The 25,041-nt window shown below is 54.7% G+C and carries 20 protein-coding genes; 18 read left to right on the forward strand and 2 right to left on the reverse strand.

The features are described 5' to 3' along the window. Window positions 1-5: 5 nt before the first annotated feature. The 6 genes from R1T46_RS12575 (at window position 6) to prpF (ending at window position 8,283) form a co-directional block, all read left to right on the forward strand. A complete protein-coding gene (locus tag R1T46_RS12575) occupies window positions 6-1,592 on the forward strand; it encodes a glucan biosynthesis protein (RefSeq protein WP_317305620.1) in 1,587 nt (528 codons plus the stop codon). Window positions 1,593-1,720: 128 nt separating this feature from the next. After that, complete coding sequence (locus tag R1T46_RS12580) at window positions 1,721-2,401, forward strand: GntR family transcriptional regulator (RefSeq protein WP_317305621.1); 681 nt, start codon at window positions 1,721-1,723, stop codon at window positions 2,399-2,401. Window positions 2,402-2,430: 29 nt separating this feature from the next. Continuing rightward, complete coding sequence (gene prpB / locus R1T46_RS12585) at window positions 2,431-3,318, forward strand: methylisocitrate lyase (RefSeq protein ID WP_317305622.1); 888 nt, start codon at window positions 2,431-2,433, stop codon at window positions 3,316-3,318. A gap of 32 nt (window positions 3,319-3,350) precedes the next feature. Then, window positions 3,351-4,481, forward strand: a complete 1,131-nt coding sequence (gene prpC / locus R1T46_RS12590) for a 2-methylcitrate synthase (protein ID WP_317305623.1) — start codon at window positions 3,351-3,353, stop codon at window positions 4,479-4,481. 29 nt (window positions 4,482-4,510) lie between these two features. Then, window positions 4,511-7,108: a Fe/S-dependent 2-methylisocitrate dehydratase AcnD gene (gene acnD, locus R1T46_RS12595; RefSeq protein WP_317305624.1), complete on the forward strand. Its 2,598-nt coding sequence runs from the start codon at window positions 4,511-4,513 to the stop codon at window positions 7,106-7,108. Next, window positions 7,105-8,283 carry a 2-methylaconitate cis-trans isomerase PrpF gene (gene prpF, locus R1T46_RS12600; RefSeq protein ID WP_317305625.1) on the forward strand — a complete coding sequence of 393 codons (1,179 nt, stop codon included), beginning with the start codon at window positions 7,105-7,107 and terminating at the stop codon, window positions 8,281-8,283. The genes acnD and prpF overlap by 4 nt, the downstream gene beginning before the upstream one ends. 93 nt (window positions 8,284-8,376) lie before the next feature. Here prpF and R1T46_RS12605 read toward each other — a convergent pair whose 3' ends face one another. Continuing rightward, window positions 8,377-8,631 (reverse strand): PEP-CTERM sorting domain-containing protein, encoded by a 255-nt coding sequence (locus R1T46_RS12605; protein WP_317305626.1) that lies wholly within the window; start codon window positions 8,629-8,631, stop codon window positions 8,377-8,379. 458 nt (window positions 8,632-9,089) lie between these two features. Next, window positions 9,090-11,075 carry a PA14 domain-containing protein gene (locus R1T46_RS12610; RefSeq protein WP_317305627.1) on the reverse strand — a complete coding sequence of 662 codons (1,986 nt, stop codon included), beginning with the start codon at window positions 11,073-11,075 and terminating at the stop codon, window positions 9,090-9,092. Window positions 11,076-11,349: 274 nt separating this feature from the next. On the opposite strand from R1T46_RS12610, the gene prpD reads away from it, so the two are divergent. The 12 genes from prpD to R1T46_RS12670 all read left to right on the forward strand — a co-directional run bounded on the left by prpD (window position 11,350) and on the right by R1T46_RS12670 (window position 25,028). After that, window positions 11,350-12,834: a 2-methylcitrate dehydratase gene (gene prpD / locus R1T46_RS12615; RefSeq protein WP_317305628.1), complete on the forward strand. Its 1,485-nt coding sequence runs from the start codon at window positions 11,350-11,352 to the stop codon at window positions 12,832-12,834. Window positions 12,835-13,141: 307 nt separating this feature from the next. Next, window positions 13,142-13,735, forward strand: coding sequence for a PEP-CTERM sorting domain-containing protein (locus R1T46_RS12620; protein WP_317305629.1), 594 nt, complete (start codon window positions 13,142-13,144; stop codon window positions 13,733-13,735). A gap of 150 nt (window positions 13,736-13,885) precedes the next feature. Further along, window positions 13,886-14,578, forward strand: coding sequence for a PEP-CTERM sorting domain-containing protein (locus tag R1T46_RS12625; RefSeq protein WP_317305630.1), 693 nt, complete (start codon window positions 13,886-13,888; stop codon window positions 14,576-14,578). 191 nt (window positions 14,579-14,769) lie between these two features. Then, window positions 14,770-16,182 (forward strand): TIGR03013 family XrtA/PEP-CTERM system glycosyltransferase, encoded by a 1,413-nt coding sequence (locus R1T46_RS12630; protein ID WP_317305632.1) that lies wholly within the window; start codon window positions 14,770-14,772, stop codon window positions 16,180-16,182. 61 nt (window positions 16,183-16,243) lie between these two features. After that, window positions 16,244-16,888, forward strand: a complete 645-nt coding sequence (locus tag R1T46_RS12635; protein ID WP_317305633.1) for an XrtA/PEP-CTERM system exopolysaccharide export protein — start codon at window positions 16,244-16,246, stop codon at window positions 16,886-16,888. Window positions 16,889-16,948: 60 nt separating this feature from the next. Then, window positions 16,949-18,475 carry an XrtA system polysaccharide chain length determinant gene (locus R1T46_RS12640; protein ID WP_317305634.1) on the forward strand — a complete coding sequence of 509 codons (1,527 nt, stop codon included), beginning with the start codon at window positions 16,949-16,951 and terminating at the stop codon, window positions 18,473-18,475. Further along, on the forward strand, window positions 18,475-19,401 hold the full coding sequence (locus tag R1T46_RS12645; protein ID WP_317305635.1) for a polysaccharide biosynthesis protein: 927 nt from the start codon (window positions 18,475-18,477) through the stop codon (window positions 19,399-19,401). The genes R1T46_RS12640 and R1T46_RS12645 overlap by 1 nt, the downstream gene beginning before the upstream one ends. After that, entirely contained in the window at window positions 19,394-20,683 is a 1,290-nt protein-coding gene (locus tag R1T46_RS12650) for an outer membrane beta-barrel protein (RefSeq protein WP_317305636.1), read from the forward strand. Before R1T46_RS12645 ends, R1T46_RS12650 begins: the two co-directional genes overlap by 8 nt. Before the next feature lie 46 nt (window positions 20,684-20,729). Beyond that, the gene (locus tag R1T46_RS12655; protein WP_407070159.1) at window positions 20,730-21,590 is read left to right on the forward strand and encodes an XrtA system polysaccharide deacetylase; all 861 of its coding nucleotides are present in this window, start codon (window positions 20,730-20,732) and stop codon (window positions 21,588-21,590) included. A 22-nt stretch (window positions 21,591-21,612) separates the two neighbouring features. Beyond that, window positions 21,613-22,926, forward strand: coding sequence for a FemAB family XrtA/PEP-CTERM system-associated protein (locus tag R1T46_RS12660; protein ID WP_317305637.1), 1,314 nt, complete (start codon window positions 21,613-21,615; stop codon window positions 22,924-22,926). After that, on the forward strand, window positions 22,926-23,900 hold the full coding sequence (locus R1T46_RS12665) for a GNAT family N-acetyltransferase (RefSeq protein ID WP_317305638.1): 975 nt from the start codon (window positions 22,926-22,928) through the stop codon (window positions 23,898-23,900). The genes R1T46_RS12660 and R1T46_RS12665 overlap by 1 nt, the downstream gene beginning before the upstream one ends. A gap of 6 nt (window positions 23,901-23,906) precedes the next feature. Then, complete coding sequence (locus tag R1T46_RS12670) at window positions 23,907-25,028, forward strand: glycosyltransferase family 4 protein (RefSeq protein ID WP_317305639.1); 1,122 nt, start codon at window positions 23,907-23,909, stop codon at window positions 25,026-25,028. Window positions 25,029-25,041 lie beyond the last annotated feature (13 nt).

Below are 25,041 nucleotides of genomic sequence, written 5' to 3' on the forward strand. Positions count from 1 at the left end.
ATGACATGGACAGACGCACACTGATCAAAACCTTCGTCAGTCTGGCAGGAGCCCAGGCATTGCCCCTCTCGGCATTGATGTACAGTGGTTCCAGCGTGGCGGGCGAGGTTGGTGAGCCCAAGCCATTCAGTTACGCGTGGCTGAAAGGCCATGCGCGGGCTTTGGCCGGCGAACCCTGGGTGTCACATGAAGGGGAGTTACCCGGTTCCTTGAAGAATCTGTCCTGGGACGATTACCAGGCGATCGGCTTTCGCCCCGAAGAAGCGCTTTGGCGCAACGACGACAATGCGTTCCAGGTGCAGCTCTTCCATCTTGGCCTCTACTTCAAAACCCCGGTGCGCATCCACGAAGTGGAAGATGGCGAGGCTCGGGAGCTGGCGTACAAGCCGGAATACTTCCGATATGAGGGTGAACAACCCCTGGGAACCCTGCCGGAGGATCTTGGCTATGCCGGTTTCCGTGTTCACTTCCACACGGACTACGAGCGCGACCTGGCCGCTTTCCTGGGCGCCAGCTACTTCCGGGCGGTTGGGTCAGAAATGCAATACGGGCTCTCTGCCAGGGGCCTGGCGATCGACACCGCACTGGAAAGCGGGGAAGAGTTCCCGCAGTTTTCGGCCTTCTGGCTGGAGAAACCGAAACCGGGCAGCCAGAACATGGTGGTCTATGCACTTCTGGATTCACCCAGCACGACCGGTGCCTATGCCTTTACGTTGACCCCGGGACGGAACATGGTGATGAGCGTGGATGCGGCGCTATACCCGAGAAAACCCATTCAGCGGGTGGGGGTCGCGCCACTGACCAGTATGTACCAGACCGGTGAGAATGATCGCCGCATGGCCTATGACTGGCGCCCGGAAATTCACGATTCGGACGGTTTGTCGATTCTGAACGGGCAGGGCGAGTGGCTGTGGCGGCCACTGGTCAACCCTCGTTCGATCCGGGTAAATACGTTTGTTGACAATAATCCTCGTGGGTTTGGTTTGTTGCAGCGCGACCGTGGCTTTGCGAATTATCAGGATGACGGCGTGTTCTACGAGAAGCGTCCGAGCACCTGGGTTACGCCCCACGATGACTGGGGCAAGGGTAGCGTGATGCTGGTGGAGATCCCCACCAAGGACGAGACGTTCGACAATATCGTCGCCTTCTGGCATCCCGAGAAGCCCATGGAGCCCGGGCAGGAGTATCTCTATTCCTACACGCTGTCATGGGGAGCCGAGCCGCCGATGGAGCCAGAGGAGCTGGCCACGGTTCAGGCAACGCGTACGGGATTGGGTGGCGTTGTCGGGCAGGAGAGAGAATACTTCTCCTGGCGATTTGCCGTGGACTTTGCCGGCGGCGCGCTGCCGCTGGTGGGAGACGATGCGGAGGTAGAGCCGGTGATAACGGCCAGCCGCGGGGAGGTGGAAATCACGTCTGCACGACCACTGGATTCCATTGGTGGCTATCGGGCTATGTTTGACCTGGTGCCCGACGACTCCCTGGAGCCGATTGACCTGCGCCTTCAGCTCAAGCTCGGCAATCAGGTCCTTACCGAAACCTGGTTGTACCAGTACACGCCGCCTCCCAAGGACGAGCGCACGCTCTATTAGCGTCGCCTCCGGGCGGTGATGGCTGCCTCTCTGTCAACAATAAAGCAGCCAGGTAATCCAGGATTGTTGACAATAATCGAGTTAGGGCGTAGATTTCCGGTAATTCCAGTCACTATTGTTGACAAAATATGCCGGAAGCTATCGCCCAAACCTATACCCGTGCCGATGAAGCCTTCGATTGTCTGCAAACGGCCATCGTGAAGGGCGACCTTGCCCCTGGCGAAAAGATCGGCGAAGTCGAACTCTGCTCCCGTTTCAATCTTACCCGTGGACCGCTGCGCGAGGCGCTTGGCCGTCTTGAATCCCGGGGGTTGCTGGTGCGCCGGCCCCACGCCGGGGTAAAGGTGGTCTCAGTCAGCGCTGATGAACTCATGGAACTCTACCGCATTCGCGAAACCATGGAGGGGCTCGCCGCCCGTCAGGCCGCCGAGCGAATGACCGATCAGGAAATCGCTGACCTGTCCGCCACCCTCGATAGCCATGAGCGAATGATCGAACAGGCCCAGGGTCAGGCCTACTATCAGGCAGAAGGCGACTACGACTTCCATCACCGCATTGCCACCGGCAGTCGCAACACTAAACTCGCGCAAATGCTGTTGGGTGATCTTTACTATATGGTCCGGATGTACCGTTACCGTTTGAGCACGTCATCCGGGCGCCCTCACATGGCGCTGGGGGAGCATCGCAGAATTGTTGAAGCCATCGCTCAGCGTGACGGCGAGCTGGCGGAATTCCTGATGAAACGACACATCCATGCGGCCCGCAGAAACATCGAGAAAAAGATCCAGCAAGGCGATTTAACGATCTAGAACCATCACACCAAATAACGAGGTTACTCATGTCCAAAACACTATCCCCAGGCGCACGCTTCCGCAAAGCCCTGAAAGAAAACCACCCCTTACAGATTGTCGGTACCATCAACGCCTATACTGCCATGATGGCGGAAAAGGTCGGTCACCAGGCCATCTACCTGTCCGGAGGCGGTGTTGCCAATGCTTCCTATGGTTTGCCGGATCTGGGCATGACCACTCTGAACGATGTGGTCGAGGATGTCCGCCGCATCACTGCGGCCACCGACGTCCCGCTGCTGGTAGACATCGATACCGGATGGGGCGGGGCCTTCAACATTGCTCGCACAATCCGTGAAATGGAACGCGCTGGCGCAGCTGCGGTTCATATCGAGGATCAGGTTGCCCAGAAACGCTGTGGTCACCGACCGAACAAGGAAATCGTCTCCCAGGAAGAAATGGTGGATCGCATCAAGGCCGCCGTGGATGCCCGTCAGGACGATGACTTTTTCATCATGGCCCGCACCGACGCGTTCCAGAAAGAAGGCCTGGAAGCGGCCATTGAGCGCGCAAAGGCCTGCATAGAAGCAGGCGCCGACGGCATTTTTGCTGAAGCGGTGACCGAGTTGGAGCACTACAAGGCCTTCTCTGAAGCCTTGGACGTGCCGGTGCTGGCCAATATTACCGAGTTCGGTGCCACGCCGTTGTACAATCGCAAGGAGCTTGCAGATGCCGGCGCCGGTATGGTGCTGTATCCATTGAGTGCCTTTCGCGCCATGAACAAGGCGGCACTGACAGTTTACGAAAACATCCTCGAGAAAGGTGACCAGAAAGACGTGGTTGACCTTATGCAAACGCGGATGGAGTTGTACGATTTCCTGAACTACCACGATTTCGAACAGAAGCTGGACGAGCTGTTCCAGCAGAAAAAGGGTTAATCAAAATCCAAACATTGATGAGGGGGAAAACCATGGCTGAAGCAAAACAACTCGGAGGCGCAGGTCTTCGCGGCCAGGTGGCTGGCGTAACGTCACTGTGTACTGTTGGCCAATCCGGCGCCGGCCTGACCTATCGTGGCTATGACATCAGCGACCTGGCGGACCACGCCCAGTTTGAGGAAGTGGCCTACCTGCTGCTGCGCGGCAAGCTACCTAACCGGCAGGAGCTTGAGGACTACAAGACAAAACTTGTGAGTATGCGTGAACTGCCATACGCCGTGAAATCTGTCCTGGAGCACATTCCCAAAGACGCTCACCCCATGGATGTGATGCGCACCGGCTGCTCAATGCTGGGCAACCTGGAAACGGAGACCGACTTCAGCCAGCAGAACGACAAGATCGACCGCATGCTGGCGCTGTTCCCGGCCATCATCACCTACTGGTACCGCTTCGCCCATGAAGGCGTGCGTATCGATACCGCCAGCGACGTGGATTCCATTGGTGGCCATTTCCTGGAACTGCTTCACGGCAAGAAACCCAGCGAACTGCATGAGCGCGTTATGAACGTGTCGCTGATTCTTTATGCAGAGCATGAGTTCAACGCCTCTACCTTCACGGCTCGTGTGTGTGCTTCCACCCTGTCGGATATCCACAGCTGCGTGACCGGTGCCATTGGTACCCTGCGCGGCCCGCTCCACGGTGGTGCCAATGAGGCGGCCATGGCGCTGATCCAGAAATTCCAGACCCCGGACGAAGCCGAGAAAGGCCTGCTGGGCATGCTGGAGCGCAAAGAGAAGATCATGGGCTTCGGCCATGCGATCTACAGGGAGTCTGATCCCCGCAACGCCATCATCAAGAAATGGTCGGAGGAGCTCGCCAAGGAAGTGGGTGATACCGTTCTGTACCCGGTATCGGTTCGTTGTGAGGAGGTCATGTGGCGCGAGAAGAAGCTGTTCTGCAACGCCGACTTCTTCCATGCCTCCGCCTATCACTTCATGGGTATCCCGACCGAACTGTTTACTCCCATCTTCGTGATGTCGCGAGTGTCTGGTTGGACCGCCCACGTGAAAGAACAGCGTGAAAATAACCGCATCATTCGCCCAAGTGCCGACTACGATGGCCCGGCGGATTCTAAATGGGTGCCGATCGACGAGCGGCCGTAATCCGATAAACCAGAATTTGAGTACCGCCCATGAACACTGATTACCGCAAACCCCTCCCGGGCACCGACCTGGAGTATTTTGACACCCGTCAGGCTGTGGAAGACATCCAGCCTGGCGCCTACGACAAACTGCCGTACACTTCCAAGATCCTGGCAGAGCAGCTGGTTCGTCGTTGTGATCCATCGGCACTGACGGATTCCCTCAAGCAGCTGATCGAACGTAAGCGGGACCTGGATTTCCCCTGGTACCCGGCCCGCGTGGTTTGCCATGACATCCTTGGCCAGACGGCCCTGGTAGATCTGGCTGGCCTGCGCGATGCCATCAAGGAAAAGGGTGGTGATCCGGCGAAAGTCAATCCGGTGGTGCCCACCCAGTTGATCGTGGATCACTCGCTGGCCGTTGAGCACGCCGGTTTCGAGAAAGACGCGTTTGAGAAAAACCGTGCCGTGGAAGACCGTCGCAACGACGACCGCTTCCACTTCATCAACTGGACCAAGACTGCGTTCAAGAATGTGGATGTGATTCCTCCGGGCAACGGCATCATGCACCAGATCAACCTGGAGAAGATGTCGCCGGTGGTTCAGAACCGTGACGGTATTGCGTATCCGGATACCTGCGTGGGAACCGACAGCCACACGCCAATGGTAGATGCCCTTGGTGTTATTTCCGTGGGTGTTGGCGGCCTTGAAGCCGAAAGCGTGATGCTGGGCCGCGCCTCCATGATGCGCCTGCCGGACATCGTGGGTGTGGAGCTCAAGGGCAAGCTGCAACCAGGAATCACAGGTACCGACATGGTGCTGGCTATCACTGAATTCCTGCGTAAAGAAAGGGTGGTAGGTGCCTACCTGGAATTCTACGGCGAAGGCGCCGACAGCCTGACCGTAGGTGACCGGGCCACCATCTCCAACATGACTCCGGAATACGGTGCCACGGCGGCGATGTTCTATATCGACGGCCAGACCATCGATTACCTCAAGCTGACCGGGCGTGAAGACGACCAGGTCGCCCTGGTTGAGACCTACTCCAAAGAGACAGGCCTGTGGGCCGACAGCATGAAAAACGCCGAATACGAGCGAGTGCTGACGTTTGACCTGTCCAATGTGCACCGTACGCTGGCAGGCCCGTCCAACCCCCACGCGCATCTTCCCACCTCCGAACTGGCCGAGCGCGGTGTTGCCGGCAAGTGGGAAAAGGAAGAGGGCAAGATGCCGGACGGCGCGTGCATCATCGCCGCGATTACCAGTTGCACGAACACCAGCAACCCCCGCAATATGGTGGCCGCAGGCCTGATCGCCCGTAATGCCAACAAGCTGGGCCTGACTCGCAAGCCCTGGGTAAAGACTTCCCTGGCGCCGGGCTCCAAGACGGTAAAAATGTATCTGGAAGAAGCCAGCCTGATGTCCGAGCTGGAAGAGCTCGGCTTCGGCGTAGTGGCTTTCGCCTGCACCACCTGCAATGGCATGAGCGGCGCACTGGACCCGAAGATCCAAAAGGAAATTGTTGATCGGGACCTGTATTCCACCGCCGTGCTCTCGGGCAACCGGAACTTTGACGGCCGGATTCACCCCTACGCCAAGCAGGCGTTCCTGGCATCACCGCCACTTGTGGTGGCGTATGCGATTGCAGGTACCATCCGCTTTGACATCGAGAAAGACGCCTTGGGTCACGACAAGGATGGCAACCCCATCACCTTGAAGGACATCTGGCCGGACGATGCGGAAATTGATGCCATCGTGAAGTCCAGCGTGAAGCCGGAGCAGTTCCGCAGCACGTACATCCCGATGTTCGACATCACCCGGGATGCGCACGCCAACACCAACCCGAACTACGACTGGCGCCCCCAGAGCACCTACATTCGCCGCCCGCCGTATTGGGAAGGTGGCATGGTAGGCGAGAAAACCCTGAAGGGTATGCGCCCGCTGGCGGTGTTGCCGGACAACATCACCACCGACCACCTGTCGCCGTCCAACGCGATCCTGATGGACAGCGCAGCCGGTGAATACCTGCATAAAATGGGCGTGCCGGAGGAAGACTTCAACTCCTACGCCACCCATCGGGGCGATCACCTGACGGCACAGCGTGCAACCTTCGCCAACCCGAAGCTGTTCAACGAAATGGTGCGGGACGAGAGCGGCAAGGTGAAGCAGGGCTCCCTGGCGAGGGTTGAGCCGGAAGGCAAGGTCACCCGCATGTGGGAAGCCATCGAAACCTACATGGAACGGAAGCAGCCACTGATCATCATCGCCGGTGCCGACTACGGTCAGGGTTCGTCCCGTGACTGGGCGGCCAAGGGCGTGGCCCTGGCGGGCGTGGAAGCCATCGTGGCCGAAGGCTTTGAGCGCATTCACCGCACCAATCTCGTCGGCATGGGTGTTATGCCTCTGCAGTTCGAGGAAGGCACCACGCGGCAAACCCTGGGTATTGATGGTACCGAAACCTATGATGTAGAGGGTACAGCCGCACCGCGTGCACAACTCACGCTGGTTATCCACCGCAACAACGGCAGCACCGAGCGTGTGCCCGTGATCTGCCGTCTGGATACAGCGGAAGAAGTGTCTATCTATAGTGCTGGTGGTGTGCTTCAGCGCTTTGCCGAGGACTTCCTGCAATCGGAGGGCGCCGCATGACCCACGCGCCCCAGATCAAAGTCCCCGCCACCTATATGCGTGGCGGCACCAGCAAGGGCGTGTTCTTTCGCTTGAAAGATCTGCCCGAGGCGGCACAGGTCCCGGGCAAAGCCCGGGACAACCTCCTGCTGCGTGTGATCGGCAGTCCGGACCCTTACCAGAAGCAGATCGACGGCATGGGTGGTGCCACCTCCAGCACCAGCAAAACCGTGATTCTGGCGGAGCCGACACAACCGGATCACGACGTGGACTACCTCTTTGGCCAAGTATCCATCGACAAGCCTTTTGTTGACTGGAGCGGTAACTGCGGCAACCTGACCGCCGCCGTCGGCGCATTTGCCATCAATGGCGGGTTCGTCGCTCAGGATCGTATTCCGGAGAACGGTATCGCCACGGTTCGCATCTGGCAGGCCAATATCCGGAAAACCATCGTAGCCCGCGTTCCCATCACCAATGGAGAGGTGCAGGAAACCGGTGATTTCGAACTGGACGGCGTGACCTTCCCGGCGGCGGAAGTGCAGGTGGAATTCATGGACCCCGCCGACGGCGAAGGCGAAGGCGCCATGTTCCCCACCGGCAACCTGGTGGATGACCTGAACGTGCCTGGTGTTGGCACCCTCAAGGCCACCATGATCAATGCCGGCATTCCCACCATTTTCCTGAATGCAGACGACATTGGCTACAAGGGCTCGGAGCTGCAGGATGACATCAACGGCAATCCCGAAGCCCTTGCGATGTTTGAAAATATCCGTGCCCACGGTGCCGTCAAAATGGGACTGATTCAGTCCGTGGAAGAGGCCGCCAACCGCCAGCACACGCCCAAGGTAGCGTTTGTGGCCAAGCCGTCTGACTATGTGTCTTCCAGTGGCAAAGCCATCGGGGCAGGGGATGTGGACGTGCTGGTACGGGCTCTTTCCATGGGTAAGCTCCATCACGCAATGATGGGCACGGCCGCCGTTGCTATTGCCACCGCAGCTGCGGTACCGGGGACTCTGGTTAACCTGGCCGCTGGCGGCGGAGACAGAACCTCCGTGACCTTCGGCCACCCATCCGGGACTTTGCAGGTCGGTGCGGAAGCCAGCCAGGCCAACGGCCAGTGGACAGCCACCAAAGCCATCATGAGCCGCAGCGCGCGAGTGCTTATGGAAGGTTGGGTGAGGGTGCCTGGAGATTAGCCAGAATACGGCCTTGTGGAGTCTAACCTGATAGATCGCCTAACCCGGCGCCGAACAACGGGGAGTAGTTCGGCGCCAGGGTAAGTGTGTCGCTTACGCCTTGCGACTACGGCGACGCAGGCCAAAGCCCAGGGCGCCGAGACCCAGCAGTGCCAGCGTACCGGGCTCGGGAACCGGGTTGGTCGGAGTGATCGGGCTACCGGCGTCGAAATCGTTGTTGTCAGTGTCCGACAGGAAACTGAACATGCCTGAGAACAGGCTGCCACCGAAGTCAATCGACATGGTTGTGAACAGGTCGTCGTAGAACACGCCATCGAGAGACAGCTTGTCAGGGTATTCCACGCTCACGGTTGTGCCGTCTGCCAGATTACCCGAGTTGGCGAGCGTGAACGGTTTACCCTGAGCAGAATCCGGGGAACGGAAATTTCCTGCAAAGTGGTATCCAGATCTCGGCTTTAGCAATATAAGGGCCACAGATAACTTTTGATACTAAAAAGTAATTTGTGGATTTAAGATTATTGCTATTTTCATATCGCGTTAAGAAAGTGTACCACAACTCAACGCTAAAGGACTTGACGCTCGCAGTTCAGAGTGTCCGATGTGCTTAGGTGGTTCAACTCCACTAGTTTTAATCCACGGTGGCCAATTGCGCCATTGCGAACCAGCCCCTCTTCTGCTGCGAAAAGGGGCTAGAGGGATCTCGCTGAAAGGTTCGCCATTTCGCTGACCTTGAGTTCTTTGAGTATGCTAAGTGGATAGCAAAGAGCACTACTGGAGTCCACTAGTGCATGGTTTTGTTATTTGGGCTACTGAACCTCCTTGCTTACTATTTCTGAGTTAGCACTTGCTAGGCCGTTCGTATCCATTACTCTGATCGAAAAATACCAGGTACCTGTAGCTAAACCGCCTATCTCCGCACTCGTTTCGGCACCGTCTACCGACACTGTATTGCTTAGATCGGTTGGGGAACTTCCGTAAACTATTTCATAACTGTCGATTTCGCTGAGTGCAATCGAACTTCCATCGACTCGAGTTAATGGTGCTGTCCAGGTTAACGTAGCCGTTGAGGTTGAGGGTTCTGGAGGAATACCTGTGTCACCATTATCAATGGCAGGGCTTTCTGGTGAGGCTAGGGGTTCCAATGTCCAGGGGCTAACATCACTTCGGAAAGCCTCTAAATTAGTGACCCCCTGATTGTTTTTAACAACGGATGCGTCAAATGTCCATGGTGCAAGGCCATTGCGGAGTTCCCATGTATCGGGCAAGTCATCTCCGTCAGTGTCAGTGGTTGCAGGGCTACGCAGATCCGGAGATCTAACGACATCGGTAAGGGTGAGGTTTTCGCCTGTTGAGACGTCCCTGATGAAGAGCTGGGCAACGGCAGCGCCACCTCGCTCATAGTACTCCATCAAAATATTTACGCTCTGCTGAGGCTCTAGAGTTAAAGTGGATGAATAGGTCGTCTCACCTTGGTCTTGCCAGGCAGAAATGACCTGTTCACTATCTAAATAAAGCCTCGCACCGTCGTCGATACCGACGCCAAATGTGTAATCTCTGCTGCCGTCGGAGTGAGGCGCTACAAACTGGCCATACCATCTGGCGCTGAAATTATCATTCGGCTGTCCTTCTGCAAAAGAACCATAACGAGATTCAAACTGAATACTTTGGTCTTGGCGAGCGACCAGAAAACTATCGAAGGTAGTTCCCGCGAAATATTGGCCGACAAAGCCTTGTGTATAGTTTATTTCATCAAACTCACTTTCCGGGAGAGACTGGGCATCGTCCGGGTCAGTTACAGCAAGGTATTCTTCAAGATTGGTAAAACCATCGCCGTCCAGATCCTGTTGAGCGTCAGATTCGTCCAGAGGATCCAGTGAAAGGGCAAACTCGGCGCCGTCAGGAATGCCGTCACCGTCAGTGTCTGGATTGTTCTCGTCGGTCCCCAATAAAAACTCGTCGGCTGCAACTAGCAAGTCGTTGTCGGGATCCGAGGTTGAGTCATTTGGGTCATTCGGGTCTAAACCATGTACCATCTCCCAGTTGTCGTATATTCCATCCTGGTCTTCATCCAGCGGTGGGAATTGTGGGTTGAAAGAAAGACCTTCTGAGCCATCAAGATAGCCGACAGTATATCCCATCCTGAAACTCGATTCGGCACTGGCGCCATCTTCTAAATGAAGAGTCCCGCCAGCATAGCTTGCGATATTCTGTCCAGATATGATTTCACGACCGAATCCGGGGCCTTCCCAAGCAACGCTGAAGTGATCACCACCTGCGCCTTCCTTGTGAATAATTTCGAAATAGTACTTTTCGCCTGTATCGAGTTCGATTGCAGCGGAGGTCTGCGAACTATACTTGTTGTAATTCAACGCACTGGTCCAACCCGGAACTTCCGCAACTTTCGTTTTCTCGGAAGGGTCGGAGGAAGGGCTAAGCCAAAACTCCGTCTCATCATCTCCGCTTACAAAAAAGGTGTACATACCTGGTTCGGAAGGAACAATATATCCCCTGACCAAGCTACCGTAATCATCCCCCCGATCTGTATTTCCCCGAAGCTCGCTAAGCATTTCTGTGAGATCGGGTGAATCAGGAAATGCTTGATCTGAAGTGAGAGCCCCTACTGAAGTGCCTGAAATATTCTCCCAGTAATAGATTTGGACTTCTCCTTGGGTGCTAGACTCCGGAAGCGCAGCGGTAGGAGGGAGTAAATTGGGATCTTGCGGGGGCCAAGTTTGACAACCTTTCATCAACAAAGCCGAGCAAACGAAGATAGCTACCATATAGCGCGGCATTTTTGTTCTCCTCAATGAGAATTGGGGCTGGATAGGAAAAGTATTGATTCGGGGGCATTATCTTGCCACCTCAACGATGGAACGTTTTGGAATGTGAAAGTGAGTCTTAGACTATAGATTTTTACCTATAGTGGTTTTAACCGGCAGAGATTCGATAATCTAGGCTGAACTGCCCAAGAGGTAAGGTGCGTATGGCTTAAGCCTGGAGAATCTGATAGATCGTTTGTGAACTATATTGCTTGAGCAAAATATTCGGAAAAAAGGAATTATTGGTATGGCTGAGAATGTAGCTCTCAACGTACGGCCCGATTACGACGAAGTTTTGCAATCCATAGCTGACTACACCCTCAGCTACCGGATCAAGAGTAAAGAGGCCTGGGATACTGCCCGCAACTGCCTGATGGATACACTGGGCTGCGGCCTGCTGGCATTACGTTTCCCGGAATGTACGAAACACCTTGGCCCACTTGTAGAGGGTACGGTAGTCCCCCACGGAGCCCGCGTTCCCGGCACGCCTTTTCGAATGGACCCGGTGAAAGCCGCCTGGGACATTGGCTGTATTGTCCGCTGGCTCGACTATAACGACACCTGGCTGGCCGCCGAATGGGGTCACCCATCGGACAATCTGGGGGGCATCCTTGCGGTGGCGGATTACCTGTCACAGAAGCGGGTCAGCGAGGGCAAGTCCCCGTTAACGGTGAGGGATGTGCTTGAGGCAATGATCCTGGCCCACGAAATTCAGGGTGTGCTGGCACTCGAGAACTCCTTCAATCGCGTGGGGTTGGACCACGTCGTGCTGGTCAAAGTGGCCTCTACTGCTGTGACTGCAAAATTGATGGGGGCGAACCGGCATCAACTGCTTTCTGCATTGTCCCATGCCTGGGTGGACGGTCAGTCCCTTCGGACCTACCGTCATGCACCGAACGCGGGGTCCCGCAAGTCCTGGGCCGCAGGCGACGCGACTTCCCGGGCAGTGAGACTGGCGGATATCGCCATGCGGGGTGAAATGGGCATTCCAGGCGTGCTCACAGCACCCCAATGGGGGGTTTACGACGTACTGTTCAGTAAAACCAACAAGGACCAGAAGCTAAAACAGGATGACAAGTGTCAGTTTTCTTTACCCCAGCCATTCGGCAGCTATGTGATGGAGAACATCCTGTTCAAGATTTCCTTCCCGGCGGAGTTCCATGCCCAGACTGCAGCGGAGGCTGCGGTCACCATGCATCCGCAGGTTAAGGACCGCCTGGACGAGATCGACCGGATCGTCATCACTACCCACGAATCTGCAATCCGCATCATTTCCAAACAGGGCAAGCTGGCAAACGCGGCAGACAGGGACCACTGCCTTCAGTATATGGCCGCGGTGCCTTTGATCTTTGGCAGCCTCACTGCGGAACACTATGAAGATAGCTTCCACGAAGCAAACCCCGTCATCGATGAGATTCGCGAGAAGATGGAAGTGGTGGAGGACGATAGGTATACCCGGGAATACCTTGAAGCCGATAAGCGCTCCATCGCCAACGCGATTCAGGTGTTTTTTAAAGATGGAACCAGCACGGACAATGTTGCAGTAGAGTACCCCATCGGGCACCGTCGCCGCAGGAAAGAGGGCATCCCGCTGCTGGAAGACAAGTTCCGCAGCAATCTGGCCACGAGGTTTCCAGGCCAGCAGTGCGATCGGATTTTCCGCCTCTGTAAAGAACAGAAGACTCTGGAGGCCACGCCGGTGCACGAATTCGTTGGATTGTTTGTCATCTGAACGCCCTTGGTCGCAGCACCATGGAGTTGGAGGTCGGCATGTCGAAAAACTTTACATCGGTGCTGTAGCGGTTGTGCTAACTCGCTGAAAGTCTGGCGTTTAGCCCGATGGCACGTGGTATGCAAACAGTACTCCACACACTGAGACGATTCTGTCAGCTTGTATGGAGTACTGACTATGAACACGCTAAAAACAATCATGACTGCGGGCCTTCTCCTAGGCGCCTGTTCGTGGGCCGGAGCCGCCCCCATTCTGACGATCAGTGGCCAGGGGGCTGCTGCATCATCTGCGGCAGAGCAAGCCTTCCTTGATTCTGTCCACTCTGGGTATCTCACCGAAACATTTGACGACAACTCGTTCTACACCGCTGGAAGTCAGTTCGAGCACCATCAACTCAACCGTCGGCGTCGGGTCATTCACCAGCGCCGTTTCCGGCACCGGTGGCCTGTGCGATAGCGGAAGTTACAACTGCAACGATGGGCTCGCCGTGTTGAACGCCGGTGCCAGCCCGTTCAGTGGGCGCTACGCCGTATCTTCGGATAACTGGCTCGACAGTATGGACGCCCGCCAGATGGTTATTTCTCCAGCAGCCGGCTTTAACAGTATGGGTTTCTACATAACCGACCCCAACGACGCTGGAGGACGTTTGTCCCTCGGTGGGGTTGATTTCAGCTTTGGTGATATTTTCGGGTCTTCACTGGGCAATGGGCGAATTTTCTACATCAGCCTCTACGACGCAGCAGGCCTGGGGGATGTCAGCATTTTTTCCAACAACCCTGATGACGGCTATGGCATCGATAACGTAACCGTTGCGAACGTTACGGAACCGGGAACGTTGGCGCTTCTGGCATTGGGACTCCTGGGGCTCGGGCTTTCGCGTCGGTCCAGGCGTAATCGTTAACCGCAGGCGCGCTGGGTGTCAGTTAACTTTACGCAATAATTTCTGGCCGGTTATAACGCCCTGTTTTTATTTGCAAAAATAAAGTGGCACGGCAGCTGCATTAGCGAGACGGTAAGAAATGCAAATTAAGATGTAACAAGGAGCAGTAGAATGAAAATGACTTCAAAACTGATTGCAGCAGTAATGCTAGCAGGGACGTTCTCGGTCGCGCAGGCTGGCCCAATGGACGTTTTCGATCTTAAAGATGACAACGGTGATGCGGTATTCATTGACAGCCGGGGAGAAGGTGCGTTCTACGACACTGGTAAAGCTCATGCCCAACTGACAGATACTGACGGAGATAAAGACTCAGCTGGCGCTTTCTTGCTTTTCGAATTTGCGGGTTTTGCGAACATCAACAATTTCGGTATTTATGATCCGAACGACAGTAGCCAAACGCTTCAAGTTTTTTCTGGCACTGACAGCTCTAATCTAAATGAAAATTCCAAGGTGAATTTTGACTTAGATGCGGGAACCGCAAAGACTGCTTACGGAACGGCGAATATAGGATCGACGTTTGGGTTTTACCTTCAGCGTGGCGACAAAATGTTCTACTCCGACGCCGGTCTGAACGGTGGTGTCGACATGACGAAAATCTTTGACGTCACCGAAAGCTTCAACAGCGACTTCAGTAACAGCTCTCTAATCGTTGCCTTCGAAGACCTGATCGACGGTGACTTCGATTATAACGATCTGATCGTTGGTATTTCGGACGTGCAGGCCGTGCCTGAGCCGGGAACGCTTGCTCTGTTTGGTCTTGGCCTGGTGGGCCTGGGAATGACTCGTCGTCGCAAGTCGGCCTGAGTTTTCGTAAACCCTGAAGCACCCTGCCCGATAAAAAGGGTAGGGTGTTTTGCGTTTTCGCACCGCATTGTAAGTCGTCCTTCACTGTACCCGATTGCAGTATCATTAAAATGCAGTAAACTCTGTTCATTGTCAGATCTGCAGCATTGGATGCGCAGACGTATTTACGGTGAACAGCAAAAGGAGTTGGCGTGGCCCACGTCAGATTGTTCAGGCATTACATTCATGTTCCCTTCGTTATCCTGGGCCTTATTGACTTAGTTGTTCTGGCGATCAGCTTTTCGCTTGCTGCTTTTTTCCGCCACTTCGGGGAAGTCTCCTTTTTTCTCGATAGCCTTATATTCCTTCTGCCTTCTGCAATTGTCTTCGGTCTTGTCAACCTTCTGGTTATGATTGCCCTGGGTGTCCACCAGTCCCGGCTTGAGGAAGGGATGTCCGGCATGATGTTGCGGACAATCTTTGCGCTAATCATCGGCGTGCCGGCGTCCAGTGTGATCTATATCCTGGGTAACGACTGGCTCTGGTATCTGGGCTTTACAGACTTGCTGACATCTGCTTCTGTCTTTGGCTTTTTCCTCCTCGGGATAAGTCGATTGGTGTTCTTTGCCATGGCAGGAAAAGATGCGTTCAAGCGGAAGGTTCTGGTTCTGGGGGCCGGCTTCAGGGCAAGGCAGCTTCTTGAGGATCTGACAACACCCTTCAACCGCAAGGGTTTTATTCTTACCGGGTTTGTTTCGTTACCGGATGAGCCGGTTCAGGTAAGCCAGGAAAACCTTCTCCAGCTCCCATCAACGCTCCATCAGTACATACTCAGGCACCCGGTCAAGGAAATTGTGGTCGCTGTGGACGATCGTCGCAAGGGCCTCCCGATGGAAGATCTCCTGGAGTGCAAAATGCTCGGCGTTCGTATTGTCGACGGCGCGAGCTTCTACGAGAGGGAGTCAAGAAAAGTCGCTCTGGAAATGGTGACTCATGGCTGGCTGGTGTTTTCTGACGGATTCAAAGTATCGTCTGTCTATGGTTTTGGCAAGCGTTCACTGGATATTCTGGCAGCTACCACTTTGCTGTTGGCCGGCCTGCCTCTGATGATTCTCACGGCAATAGCCATCAAGATCGAAGATGGACTAAAAGCCCCGATTTTCTACAGTCAGGAGCGTGTAGGTCTAAGTGGCGCCGTTTTCAGGGTTCATAAGTTCCGCTCCATGATCACCGACGCGGAAAAGAATGGTGCCGTCTGGGCCAGTCAGAACGATGCAAGGGTCACTAAGGTAGGGGAGATTATCCGCAAAATTCGGGTTGATGAGTTGCCACAGATCTTCAATGTATTGAACGGCACGATGGCTTTTGTCGGTCCTCGCCCTGAAAGGCCGGTCTTTGTAGAGCAACTGTCGGAAACGATTCCATTCTACAGTGAACGGCACAGAGTCAAGCCCGGTTTGACGGGATGGGCCCAGCTTTGTTTTGCTTATGCTGATAATGAAGAAGACACCCGCGAAAAGCTCCGTTATGACCTTTACTATATAAAGAATCAAAGTCTGTTACTCGATTTGTTGATTATAATTCAGACAGTAGAAGTGGTATTGTTCAAGAAAGGATCAAGGTAGTTTCGGGGCCAGCTTTTCCCGAGACATGGAAACAGGCAAGGAATTGTAGAGAGGACTTAAAATGTCATCGAAGTATTCACTCCTGGGGTTAGTGTTCTCCGTTACCGCAATCGTATTTGCTTCGGGTTGTGCAGGCCCCACAACGTCATCTCCTGAAAAGATCCAGCGCGCTCTGGCTGTTGACACAACCAACAGCGTTGATGAGTACATTCTTGGCGCTACAGACGTGGTGCGGGTTTCCGTTTGGCGAAATGAGGATCTGAGCATTTCGGTCCCTATCAGGCCGGATGGCAAAATATCCGTGCCGCTTGTAGGTGATGTACAGGCCTCCGGCCGTACGCCGGATGCGCTGGCGAATGATATCGAAAGCAAGCTCTCCGCCTATATCAGGGAACCTCAGGTCAGCATCGTTGTCACCAGCATGGGGAGCCACGAATTCACCGACCGGGTTCGCGTAACCGGTGCCGTCCAGCAACCCACGTCTGTTCCGCACCGCGCGGGTATGACCGTTCTTGACATGGTGCTGTCTTCTGGCGGTGTGACCCCGTTTGCGTCCCCGAACAATTCGGTGCTGTATCGGACGCTTGATGGGGAAGTCGTTGCCATTCCGGTAAAGCTGGACGAAATCCTTTCACGTGGGGATATATCGACAAACTATAAATTGCGGCCGGGAGATATCCTGACAGTACCAGAGAGAAGTCTTTAACCCGGTTTGGGTGGAGGCTGTGGTTTTCTGCTGAGCTTTCTGAAATAACGGACTATTGCTATGGCACTTCCGATTAACCAGTTACCGAAAGAGATCGTGCGGGAGGTGCGCTCGCGCAAATGGCTGGCTTTGCTCATGTTCGTTGTGGTCAGCTTTTCGGTGCTGGCAGCAGGTTTCCTGTGGCCTTATAAATACCAGTCTCAGGTCGTTATTTTTGTTGATGACAGAAACATTATCCAACCGCTCATGGAAGGCAGGGCTGTTGCAACAAAAGTCAGCGAAAAGGTGTCCGCTGCCAGGGAACTGCTAGGGTCCAGAAGTGTGCTGGAAGACATTGCCATGGATACCGAGATCTATGGCGAAAACGCCGGCAACATTGGTCCTGAAGCATTGGAAGGCCGCATCAACGGCCTCCGATACAGTATGTCTGTTGTGCCAAGAGGCGATAATTATTTCAGTATCAGTTATTCGTCGTCGTCTCCGCTCAAAACATTCAGGGTAGCTCAGAAACTGGGTCAGGCGTTTATTGAAGAGAATGCCAAGCGAAAGCGTGAAGAAAGCCGATCTGCGTATGATTTTATTGATAAACAGGTCAAGAGCTACGAACAACAGATTGCCGCAGTTGAAAAGCGCCTTAAGCAGTTCCTGTCCGAGAACGTAGATGGGACGGAGGCGGATGCCAATTCGCGGCTGTCGAACCTGCAAAGCCGCCTCGAATTGGCCCAGTTGGAAAAAGAAGAGCTCGAAACCCGTGCCCAGGCGCTTGAGCGGGAACTCAGAGGCGTTGACCGTACGTTAAGGCAGGGGCGGACCGTGGACTCTTACCATGAGAGAATCAACTCCATGGAGGAGCAGCTGGACTCGCTACGGCTTCGTTACCACGACACTTATCCAGATATTGTGATACTCAGAGAGCAACTGCAGGAACTGAGGAAACAAAGGGAGCAGGCACTTGCGGAACAGGATGTTTCCAACGACTCCGGTGGCAATGAAAGTGTACCCAACCCGGTTTATCAAGAAGTTCGGTCCAAGCTGGTGACAACCAATACCGATATCGAAACCGTTGAAACCCGAATCAGTTCCATTCAGCGATTGATTGCAGAACAGAAGCAGCGCATGGAGCGTATCCAGGAAAACAAGGCGCAGTATTCCGAACTCACACGTGACATGGAAGTGAACAAGGAAATCTACAACGATCTTCTGCAACGCCGTGAGAAAGCCCGTGTTTCGATGCATCTGGATATTGAAGGCCAGGGCCTGAATTATAAGATAAACGAAGCTGCGCAATACCCCACAAGCCCGACAGGGCCAAAGTTCTCAATGTTCGCGATGGCGGGCCTGCTTCTCGGTGCAGTCGCACCCTTTGGTGCCATTGCAGGGTTGTTGCAGGTCGACCCGCGTATCCGCTCGAGGGAACAGCTTGAAGATGTTCTGGACATTCCGGTGCTGGAGCATCTTCCTGAAGTGCGTACTCCTTTCGAGAAGCGCCGGGACCGTAAGGTAACCGTGGCAGTTGTGGTGATGGCAATATTGGTTGCCACAGCATACATCGCAGTAGCACTGGCTTCTGTGTTTGGAGTGATTTAATGGCAGATTCCAGAGCAGATCAGGAAAAGAATGCCTCCCCCGAAGACAGCGTGTTGTCTGATTTCGAAAAGTGGAAGTCAGAGAAGATGAACCGGGAAGCTGAGGGCAATGTTGGCTCATCAGCCCCCAACAATGCGCCAGAAGTGCTTAGTCGCGGTGAGGACAGGTTTTCAGAATGGGATGATTCACGGATGCTTGTTCCAAGTTCGCTTGAGCTTGGTGCAGGCAGTGTCGACAAGTACGTCATCAGCAAACAGATCGTCCGCATGCAGGAACCCCGCCGCCTCTCGCCGGATGATCTGGACGAGCGGCGAATCATCTATCCTGAGTCCGGCAATCGGAAACTGGTAAACCACTTCCGTAATCTGCGGACCAAGTTGCTTGAAAAATCAGGCGGCAATAACTTCACCCTTGTCGTCAGTGGAGCAAGGGAAGGCGCCGGTTCCTCTTTTGTCGCCCTCAACCTCGCGGCCGCCTTCGCGTTTGACGAAGCGAAAACGGCTCTGATAATCGACTGCAACCTTCGGGAACCGGCTCTTCATTCCACCCTGGATATCGTCCCTGAGTCGGGTTTGACGGATTTTCTGGATGATCCTGACTACGATATAGCCCGAATCCTATACCCCACAGGTATTCCGAGGCTTCGTCTGATTCCCGCTGGTAGCCGAAGGGAAACGCCTGGTGAATTCTTCACCTCCTTCAGAATGAAGCAGTTTCTGCAGGCTGTTCGCCGCCGTTACCCGGATCGTTTTATCGTGCTGGATACCGCGCCGATTACCGAATCGCCTGACGCGCGGATACTGACCGAACTTTGCGATTACGCCATGCTGGTCATTCCTCACGCAGGCATGACAGCGGACGGTATTGAACAGGCCGCTGGAGCGTTTCACGCTGAGAAGTTTGTGGGAGCTGTTATCAATGGCTAAGTTGATCGGGCCATGGAAGTGCCCGCCATCGATTACCGCTGCCGCCCTGGCTTTTTGTGTGTTACCCAGTCAACCAGTTTTGGCAGAGCCGCTGACGTTGTCGGGTGGCCTGACCAACCGCTACAGCGATAACATAACCCGTGATTCGGATAATGAAATAAGCGATGTGGAAACCAGGGCAAACCTCAGGCTTTCCCACCAGACAGATCCTGGCCAATGTGAAGCGAACACCTATGCGGATCTCGGTTACGGTATCTGGCATGACACAACCTATGATCCGGAAACCTACACAACCCTGGACTTCCAGGGCGACTGTGAACTGACGACAGGCCTGAGATGGGAAGTTGCTGATAACCTGCGGGATGTCACCAGGGACACCCGTGGTAACGATACTCCGGACAACACCACTCGAAAAAACGTGTTTCGCACCGGCCCTGTATACGCGTTGCGGCTGAGCAACGTAGATCAACTGCGCTTTTCCCTGCAGTACGAAGATACGGAATTCGAAGAGCCCGAAGAAACGGACAGTGACCGATATATCGGCTCCGTTGGCTGGAGCCGAATGTTCAGCCCGACCTTCAGCGGTGGTGTCAGTGTGCAAACCAATCAGGCTGAATTTGATACCGGTGCCGAAATCGATACCGATGTGGTCAGTCTCGATTTTTCACAGACCTGGGCGACGACGAGTCTGTCTGGCAGCGTGGGTGTCAGTGAGATTGAAAGCAGCTTTGGTGGAAACTCAACATCGAGCGACGGTCTAGTTGGTGATATTTCGCTTGAGCGGCAAATTAACCCGGTAACAACGTTCTATATCAACGGAAGCAGGGAATTTACCGACCAGACTTCGGACTTTGACATCCGGTTTGACGACTTTGTGTTCGATCTACGGGAAATCAGCGAGGTTGAAGTCACTGCGATTAATACCGGTATAAGGCGACAGTTCAGCGACTCATCGCAACTTAACGTCAACGTGTTTGCAAACCGTTCTGATTACATCCGGGTGGACGAAAAAGAAGACCGGCTGGGCCTGGCGGTAAATTACCAGCGCCCCGTTCTACCATTGCTGACGCTCCAGTCCAGCGCGAGATATCAGTATCAATCGTTTGATGAGGATGATGTCGACGAAGAGACCATCAGCCTGGAAGTGGGTTTGACCTACGAGCTTACCCGTGATCTTGGCATCACCGGCAGGATTGGCCATACATCCGAATCAAGTGACCTCAGCACCAGTGAATACGATGAAAACTGGGTATCACTGGGCCTGGATTACCGCTTTTTCTGACGTGGCATAATTTCAGTATTCATTCTGCACCCGGAGCATTACCGACGTGAGACAGAACGCCTTGACGATTGATGTTGAAGACTATTTCCAGGTGGCTGCGCTTGCGGAGGCCGTCAGCCGCGACGAATGGCCAACCATGGAGTATCGGGTTGAGGCCAACACCGAGCGATTGCTAGAATTGTTTTCCGAGCGGGACGTCAAGGCCACCTTTTTCACACTGGGCTGGGTTGCCGAGCGCTCTCCCGGCCTGGTGAGGAAGATCCAGCAGGCAGGCCACGAAATTGCCAGCCATGGATACAGCCATCAACTGGTCTATACGCAGACCCCCGAGGTGTTCCGGGAGGAGACCCATAAATCGAAGGCAATCCTGGAAGACATCACGGGCGAGCCAATAACCGGCTACAGGGCTGCAAGTTATTCCATCACGGCACAGTCCCGTTGGGCGCTCGATATCCTCTGTGACGAGGGATTTACGTGGGATTCCTCAATTTTCCCAGTACACCACGACCGCTACGGCATGCCGGGAACACCCCATGAACCCTATTTGCTACAAGCGCCCAACGGTAAAACCCTTACCGAATTTCCGTTGTCGACGTGCCCCATCGGAAAATATCGACTGCCCATCGCGGGAGGCGGCTATTTCAGGTTATTTCCGTATTGGCTCAGTCACTGGGGGTTAGGCAAGATCAACCGGGCGGGACAGCCGTTTATTTTCTACCTGCACCCCTGGGAGATCGATACCGGGCAGCCACGGCTGAACGTCAAAGCGTTCTCCCGCTTCCGGCACTACAACAATCTGGATAAGTGCATGCATCGACTGGAACGGCTGCTGGGAGACTTCCGTTTCGGCTCGGTATCGGATGTGCTCTCAGGTATCGACATACCTACCAGGGCCGTCGCCGTCTGACTGTTGTTTTAAGGATAGCGCAATGGGAATGGAGACACCGGTCCCGGATATAAAGGCCTCCAAGGTACGGCTGGAAGAACTCAAGGGCACCAAGGGGAAGCTCAGCCGACTGGTTGGCGAGGCTCGCAAGTCCGGTGAAAGCACCGAAGCGTTAATATCGGAACTGCAGCACGTCTCTGGCGAAATTAAACAGCTCCAGAAGCTCGTCAAGCAGCAACTTAGTGAGGCCCAATCGCCTGCGAAGTGGGCTCCGCAACCGGTCGCCATTCCTCGGGCCATCGGTGATGCCACCGCTGGGCCCTCGATTTCGATAGAACCATGTGATGCATCCGGATTTCACGATGCAGAGGCTTATGTAGCCAGGCACCCCGCAGCGTCCGTCTGGCACAAGCCATCCGTATCAACGTTTATCGACAAAACCTACGGCCATAAAACCCGTTTTCTGTGCGCCTATAACAGTGTGCGGGAAATCGTAGGGGTCCTTCCTGTCGTGCAACTGAACAGCCGCCTGTTCGGTAACTTTCTGGTTTCAATGCCTTACTTCAATTATGGCGGCGTATTGGCAGATCACCCCAGCGCAGCCAAGGGCCTGCTCGACGAAGCAGAGCGTTGGCGGCAGGAACTGTCAGCAAGTCATCTGGAAATGCGTTTCTGCCAGGATAACGAACTGGGGCTTCCTCAACGTACGGACAAGGTCACCTTCTGGCTACCACTGCCCGATAATACCGACGATCTGTGGACCAGCTTCCAGCCCAAGTTGCGGGCACAGATCCGCCGTGGTGAGCGGGAGATAACGGAGTTAAGCATTGGCGGGCCGGAACTGCTGAACGAGTTCTATCGCGTTTTTTCCGTGAATATGCGTGATCTGGGTACACCAGTCTACGGCAGGGACTTTTTCCGAAACCTCCTGCATACCCTGGAGGGGAATGCGTGGCTGGTGGTCGCTCGAATAGACGGGAAGGCTGTTGGCTGCGCCTTTTTGACCGGTTACCAGGGCAGGATGGAGATTCCCTGGGCGTCGACACTGCGCAAGTACAACCATACCAGTATCAATATGGTGATGTATTGGAAGGTGCTTGAGTTCGCGATTCAGCAAGGCTTTGAGGTGTTCGATTTCGGGCGTTGCAGCCACGACGCTGGCACCTATCGCTTCAAGCAGCAGTGGGGCGCGCAGCCCATCAAACTGTACTGGGATTACCTGTTGCCGGAAGGGCAAAAACTCCCGGCACTGAACCCTGGTAATCCCAAATTCCGGTTGATGATTGCAGCCTGGCAGCGCCTGCCCGTCTGGATGGCGAACCTGCTTGGCCCCCACATCGTCAAGGCCCTGCCGTAATGAGCCTGTTCCAGACGAGGGCGTGGCAGAGTGCCTGGTGGGATACCTGGGGGCACCAGGAGGGCTTCCGGCTTGTGAGACCGTGGGACGGAGAGGTATCTGGCCTGTACGAATCCAGATACCGGCTGAAGGGCCTGTTGCCTGTGCGTTCGATACAGTTCGTGGGTACCAGCTCCCGTGAGCTGAGAACACCAAGAACCGAGTACAACCGGTTTTCCACGGACCTGACCGGCCAACCGCTGGTTCAGTCGATAGAGCAGTATCTGAAGGACAGTGACTGGACTGAGGCCGTTTTCAATGACGTGCGCACCGGGTCTGAGGATCTCTCCGCCCTGGTCACAATAGCTGCCACTAACGATTGGGCATTCCGGATTACCGCCGTTGACGATGGGTATGCGATCTCTACCTCGGGGCTGTTCGAGGACTATCTTGCGTCACTCGGGCCCAACAGTCGCTTGAAGCTCTACAATCGCCGCGAGTTATTTGAGTCGCTGGCGACTTCGCGTGAAGAGAACCTCTGGCCAAGGGATCCGGACGCATTCTTCCAGGCACTGAATGGGTTCCACAGAGAGCGTTGGCAGAAAGACTGTGTGACAGAAAAAAGCCTGGCGTTCCATAAGACATTTCTGTCCCGCATCGAGGAGGAAGGCGGGAGACCGATTCTGTCGGCGTTGTTCTGCGGGGAGGACATTGTTTCTTTGCTCTATAACGTCTGGTATCGAGGGGTGGTTTACAACCTCCAGGCAGGCTTTGAGCAGAACTTCCACAAAAAGCTGTCACTTGGCACGTTGCACCTGGGCTACGCCATTGAGGAGGCGTTCAGCGAGTGTGACACGCACCGGTTTGACCTGCTTGCAGGGCAAGGCAAGAAAGAGAATTATAAAACACGGATCGCAACCGAGAGTTATCAGTTCCTCACCGTAATGCTGGTTAAAAGCGCGTTGTTCCGTGCTCTCTACTGGATCAGAGGATAGGAATTCATGGCAGGGACGGATACAAAGACCATTCTGCATCTCATTGATACCACCGGCCCCGGTGGCGCTGAAACCGTTTTCATCAATCTGCTGAAAGAACTTCAGCAAACCCGGTTTCGCAATGTTGTGGTACTGCGAGGCGAGGGGTGGGTGGCGGACCAGGTTCGTGCGGTTGGAATTACGCCCCGTTTCATCAACTCCAAGGGCAGTTTCAATCTCGGTTACATCGGTGGCTTGAGACGCCTGGTGGCTGAAGAGCGCGTTGAGCTGATTCACGCTCACCTGCTGGGCTCAAATGTCTACGGCGCTCTGCTAGCGTTGATCTACAGAAAGCCAATGATTGCCACCTTCCACGGCGCAGTCGATGTTGCGGCGGGAGAGCGATTTCTGCGGGCAAAATTCGGCATTATCGGCTGTGGTGCGTCAGCCATCGTGTGTGTGTCGAAACGGCTGCAGGAAGAACTCGCCGAGCGGAGTTCACTGCCGGCCCGCAAGCTCCACCTGATTTACAATGGCGTCGATCCCGAGCTTTTCTGTAGGGCTCCCGCGTCAGGACTGAAAGAAGAGCTGGGCCTGCCTCCAGAGTCGAATCTGGTGGTTTCAATTGGCAATATCCGCCCCGCCAAAGGCTATGATCACCTGGTCGATGCCGCTGTCAAAATGGTAAATCTGGATCCGAACACCCACTTTGTCGTTGTGGGCCATCAGCGCCCAGCTTTGTTCGAGAAGCTTAAAGAACAGATGGCTGGTTCGGCGCAGCAACCCAGAATTCACTGGCTCGGCTTTCGGCAAGACGTAGTCGACGTTCTTCGGCAGGCAGACATCTTCCTTTTGCCATCTACCTCCGAAGGATTCTCAATCTCCACGGTTGAAGCTATGATGGCTGAAGTGCCTATTATTGCGACACGAAGTGGTGGCCCTGAGGAAATAATCTCCGACGGCAAAACCGGGCTCTTGATACCCATCAGAGATCCCGACGCAATCGTCAGCGCTATTCAGCGTCTCAACAACCGCGAGTTAAGACAGCAGGTAACTGAGCAGGCCCTGAAGAGTGCGAAGACGCGATTCAGCCTTGCGAGTATGTTGCACGCCTATCAGGGACTGTACGAGCGCTACACACAGCGCTGAAATTTTCAATGCA

The sequence above is a fragment of the Marinobacter salarius genome, from assembly GCF_032922745.1.
Lineage (GTDB): Bacteria > Pseudomonadota > Gammaproteobacteria > Pseudomonadales > Oleiphilaceae > Marinobacter.